Source organism: Thermus altitudinis (genome assembly GCF_022760835.1).
Taxonomy (GTDB): Bacteria; Deinococcota; Deinococci; order Deinococcales; family Thermaceae; genus Thermus; species Thermus altitudinis.
The window spans coordinates 1-4,619 of record NZ_JAKTNQ010000060.1 but is presented as its reverse complement, the minus strand read 5'-3'; the positions used below and the strand labels follow the sequence as shown (position 1 = coordinate 4,619).

Here is a 4,619-nt window from a genome sequence, read left to right as displayed (position 1 = left end):
TGGACGCTGCGGGCAACGCTTCGGAGGCCACCCTTACGGTGACGGTGGCCAACGAACCCGCGATTTGGTGGGTTGCGCCGGTGCCGAATGAGAGGTTGGCCGGCTTTGTGAATCTGCAGGCTGAGGTTAGGGCCGTCCGTACAGTAAGTCGGGTGGATTTCTACTTTGGTCCGGATTTGAACACCTTGGCGAAGATTCCTGGCTCGCCGAGCGTGTCGGGCAATGTGTATAGTCTGGGTTGGAACCTCCTTCGTGTCTCGCCCGGGAGCTACATCCTTAAGGTTGAGGTGGAGGATGTTGCGGGCTCTTTGGGTACCGCTGTCATTCCGGTGGAAGTAGCCTCCGTCTTCGTGATTACGACCCCCAGGGATGGTGATGAGGTTGGGCGGGGAGCGGGGCGTGAAATAGTTAGCATTACCGTGGGGGTGAATGGAACGTTGCCACCGGAGGTGACTGTCACCCAGGTTGATGTGTACATCAATGGTGTGCGGATAGGATCGGCTACGCGACAGAGTGCCGGGGATGACTCGCAGGTATTTGTATACGTCTGGGATACTTCCGTTTCAGTGCCCGGCCATGATCCCACGAAGTCGGGAGATCGGGTCATTACTGCTGAGGTTGTTTACAGGGCTGGATCCACTTCTACCTCCACTTTTACCGGTGGTATCCTGGTCCACTTCTTGCCGTAAGAGAGCTGAAGCCTGGGCCCTGGGGAAACCCGGGGCCCAGGGTCTATACTGAAGGGCGTGACGGTCCTACCCGACCTCGAGGCCCCCCTTCTCCGCTTTGAGGAGGCCCTGTCCCAACTGGTGCAGTCCGACGTCCTCTTCGTGCGCCTCATCCACCAGGACCTGGTGACGGCGGGGGGCAAGCGCATCCGGCCCCGCTTGGTTTTCTTGGCCTCGAGGGCCTTAGGGGGCGCCCCCTTTGAGATGGAGCTGGCATTGGCGGTGGAGCTTTTGCACTCCGCCACCCTCCTTCACGACGACCTCATTGACGACGCCGAGACCCGCCGGGGCAAGGAAGCGGCGTTTCGCCGGTATGGGAATGCGGTTTCCGTCCTTTCGGGGGATTTTTTGCTTTCCCGGCTTCTCCACGTGATCGCCAAGACCGGGCGGATGGAGCTGGTGGAGCGCTTCGCCCAGGTGGCCAAGACCCTGAGCGAGGGGGAGGTCTTGCAGTTCCAGGTGGCCGCCCTCGAGGACTACTCCCTGGAGAACTACGAGCGGATCATCACCGCCAAGACGGCGGCCCTCATGGAGCTTTGCACCGAGGGGCCGGCCCTCCTCTTGGGCGTGGATGGGGAGGAGCGGGAGGCCCTGGCCCGCTTCGGCCTCCTCTACGGCCAGGCTTTCCAGATGCGGGACGACTACCTGGACCTGATGGGTACCCCTGAGGCCTTGGGCAAGCCCGTGGGTGGGGACGTGCGGGAGGGCAAGGCCACCCTTATCACCCTGCTCTTGATGGAGCGCTTCCCCGAGGTGCGGGAGATCCTGAGGCGAAAGGGAAGGGAAGAGGGGGATTTAGAGCGGCTGCGCACCCTGGCCCGGGAGAGCGGGGTAGCCCAGGAGGTGGAAAGGCGCATTCGGGAAAGGGCCTTGATGGCGGTTGAGGCCCTTGCGCCCCTGCCCGCCTCTCCCTATAAGGAGGCCCTTCGGAGTTTGGCCCTCAAGGAAGGGGAGCGCTTTTTCTGAGGGTGGCGCGGTAGGACCTACCTCCCCGTTCTCACCCTTAGGTGGGCCGGGTTTTCCTTTTGGGCGGGGTATAATCCCCTCGGTGATGGTATGAGCCTTCCCGCCTATCGCCCTCCGGAAGACCCCGGCCTTTGGGAGGCCTTCCTGGGGAGGCTAGAGAGAACCCTAAAGGTGGTGGACATCCACCCCACCACGGTGGAGTACCTGGCCCACCCCAAGCGCCTGGTGACGGTTTCCTTACCTGTGGTCATGGATGACGGCAAGGTGCGGGTTTTCCAGGGCTACCGGGTGGTGCACGACATCGCCCGGGGGCCGGCCAAGGGGGGGGTCCGCATCCACCCCCGGGTTACCCTGGGCCAGACCGCGGGGCTGGCCGCCTGGATGACCTTGAAGGCCGCCGTTTACGACCTGCCCTTTGGCGGGGCGGCGGGGGGGATAGCCGCCGACCCCAGGCTTCTCTCCCCTAGGGAACTTGAGCGCCTGGTGCGCCGCTACACCGCGGAGCTGGTGAATCTCATCGGCCCCGACATAGACATCCTGGGCCCCGACCTGGGTACGGACCAGCAGACGATGGCCTGGATCATGGACACCTACTCCATGACCGTGGGCTCCACGGTGCCCGGGGTGGTGACGGGCAAGCCCCATGCCCTGGGGGGTAGCGAGGGCCGGGACGAGGCCGCAGGGCTTGGCGTGGCCCTGGTGCTGGCCGAGCTTTCCCGGCGCCGGGGGCTTCCCCTTGAGGGGGCTAAGGTGGCGGTGCAGGGCTTCGGCCAGGTGGGGGGAAGCTTGGCCCTTCATGCCGAGAGGATGGGCCTTAAGGTGGTGGCGGTCTCCACGGCCCGGGGAGCCATGTACGCGGAAGGGGGCATCCCCGTGGCCGAGGCCTTGCGCCACTACGAGGCCACCGGGGAACTTCCCCGCTACGACCTTGCCCCGGAGGAGCTTTTTGCCTTGGATGTGGACTACCTGGTGCTGGCGGCCCTCGAGGAGGCCTTGGACGGAGAGTTGGCCAAGGGAGTACGGGCCCCGGTGGTCTTGGAAGCCGCCAACTTTGGCCTCACTCCGGAGGCCGAGGCCTACCTCTTGGGCAAGGGGGCTTTGGTGGTGCCGGACCTCCTCACGGGGGGCGGGGGGCTTCTGGCCAGCTATCTGGAGTGGGTGCAGGACCTCAACATGTTCTTCTGGAGCGAGTCGGAGGTGCGGCAAAGCTTCGCCAAGAGCGTGGCCAAGGCGGTGGCCGAGGTGTGCCAAAGGGCGGAGGCCCTGTCCACCGACCTGCGCACCGGGGCCATGGCCCTGGCCCTGGAGCGGGTCAACGAGGCCACCAGGCTTCGGGGTGTTTACCCCTAAAGGAGTGCCTATGAAGAGCGAACCCCTTTCCTACCTGGGCAAAGACGGCGGACCTTGGGAGATCTTCGTGGAGCAGGTGGACCGGGTGGTCCCCTACCTGGGGCGGTATGCCCCCTTGGCGGAAAGCCTGAAAAGGCCCAAGCGGGTCCTGATCGTGGACGTGCCCATCCACCTGGACGACGGCACCGTGGCCTACTTTGAGGGCTACCGGGTCCACCACAACACCGCCCGGGGGCCGGCCAAGGGCGGGGTGCGTTTCCACCCCGAGGTGACCCTTTCCGAGGTCATGGCCTTGGCGGCCTGGATGACCATTAAAAACGCCGCCGTGGGCCTGCCCTATGGGGGCGGCAAGGGGGGGGTGCGGGTGGACCCCAAAAGGCTTTCGCCAGGGGAGCTGGAGCGCCTGACCCGCCGCTACACCTCGGAGATCGGCATCCTCCTGGGTCCGGACCGGGACATCCCCGCCCCCGACGTGAACACCGGGGAGCGGGAGATGGCCTGGATGATGGACACCTTTTCCATGAACGTGGGCCGCACCGTGCCGGGGGTGGTGACGGGGAAGCCCATCGCCCTCGGGGGTTCCCTGGGGAGGCGGGATGCCACGGGCCGGGGGGTGTTCGTCACCGCCAGGGCGGCGGCGGAGAAGATCGGCCTTCCCATTGACGGAAGCCGGGTGACCCTCCAGGGTTTTGGCAACGTGGGGAATGCGGCGGCCCGCATCTTCCACGACCACGGGGCCCGGATTATCGCTGTCCAGGACCACACGGGCACCATCTACAACGAGGCGGGGATAGATCCTTACGACCTCCTCAAGCACGTGGCGGAGTTCGGGGGGGTGCGGGGCTATCCCAAGGCGGAGCCCTTGCCCAATCCCGAGTTTTGGGCGGTGCCTACCGATTTCCTTGTCCCTGCGGCCTTGGAGGGCCAGATCACGGAGCATAACGCCTGGCGCATCCAGGCCAAGGTGGTGGTGGAGGGGGCCAATGGCCCCACCACCCCCGCCGCCGACGACATCCTCCTGGAGAAGGGGGTCTTGGTGGTGCCCGACGTGATCGCCAACGCCGGGGGCGTGACGGTGAGCTACTTTGAGTGGGTGCAGGACTTCAACTCCTACTTCTGGACGGAGGAGGAGATCAACGCCCGCCTGGAGAGGGTCTTGCGCAACGCCTTTGAGGCGGTGTGGCAGGTGAGCCAGGAGAAGGGGATTCCCTTGCGCACCGCCGCCTATGTGGTGGCCGCCACCCGGGTCCTCGAGGCCAGGGCTCTCCGGGGACTTTACCCTTAGCCCCCGTTAGAGAAAAGGGGGGGTGTGGGGGGCTATAATCCCCCGGTTTTCAAACCGGGAATACATGGACCCCCCACAATGTGCTACACTAGGAGCAAACGGTCCAGCGGTGTCTGCCCACCCTGGACCTGGCGCCACCTGACGGGGAGGTGATACACATACAGGATACCACCCTGAAAAAAGCTTTCAAGTACCGCCTCTACCCCACCAAACCCCAAAGGCGGGACCTGGAGAAAATCCTTTCCCTGTGTCGTCAACTCTATAACGCCGCTCTACAAGAAAGGAGGGAT

5 protein-coding genes are annotated in these 4,619 nt (G+C 64.8%); all 5 read left to right on the top strand.

Translation table 11 applies throughout. From position 1 onward, the window contains the following. On the top strand, positions 1-689 hold a 689-nt coding region (locus tag L0D16_RS12265; RefSeq protein WP_341474632.1), incomplete at its 5' end, for an Ig-like domain-containing protein. Positions 690-746: 57 nt separating this feature from the next. Beyond that, on the top strand, positions 747-1,694 hold the full coding sequence (locus L0D16_RS12260; protein ID WP_243032465.1) for a polyprenyl synthetase family protein: 948 nt from the start codon (positions 747-749) through the stop codon (positions 1,692-1,694). 90 nt (positions 1,695-1,784) lie between these two features. After that, complete coding sequence (locus L0D16_RS12255; RefSeq protein WP_243032464.1) at positions 1,785-3,044, top strand: Glu/Leu/Phe/Val family dehydrogenase; 1,260 nt, start codon at positions 1,785-1,787, stop codon at positions 3,042-3,044. A 10-nt stretch (positions 3,045-3,054) separates the two neighbouring features. Next, positions 3,055-4,329 (top strand): Glu/Leu/Phe/Val family dehydrogenase, encoded by a 1,275-nt coding sequence (locus L0D16_RS12250; protein WP_243032463.1) that lies wholly within the window; start codon positions 3,055-3,057, stop codon positions 4,327-4,329. A gap of 149 nt (positions 4,330-4,478) precedes the next feature. Further along, a partial coding sequence (locus L0D16_RS12245) for a helix-turn-helix domain-containing protein (RefSeq protein WP_243032466.1) occupies positions 4,479-4,619 on the top strand: 141 nt, incomplete at its 3' end.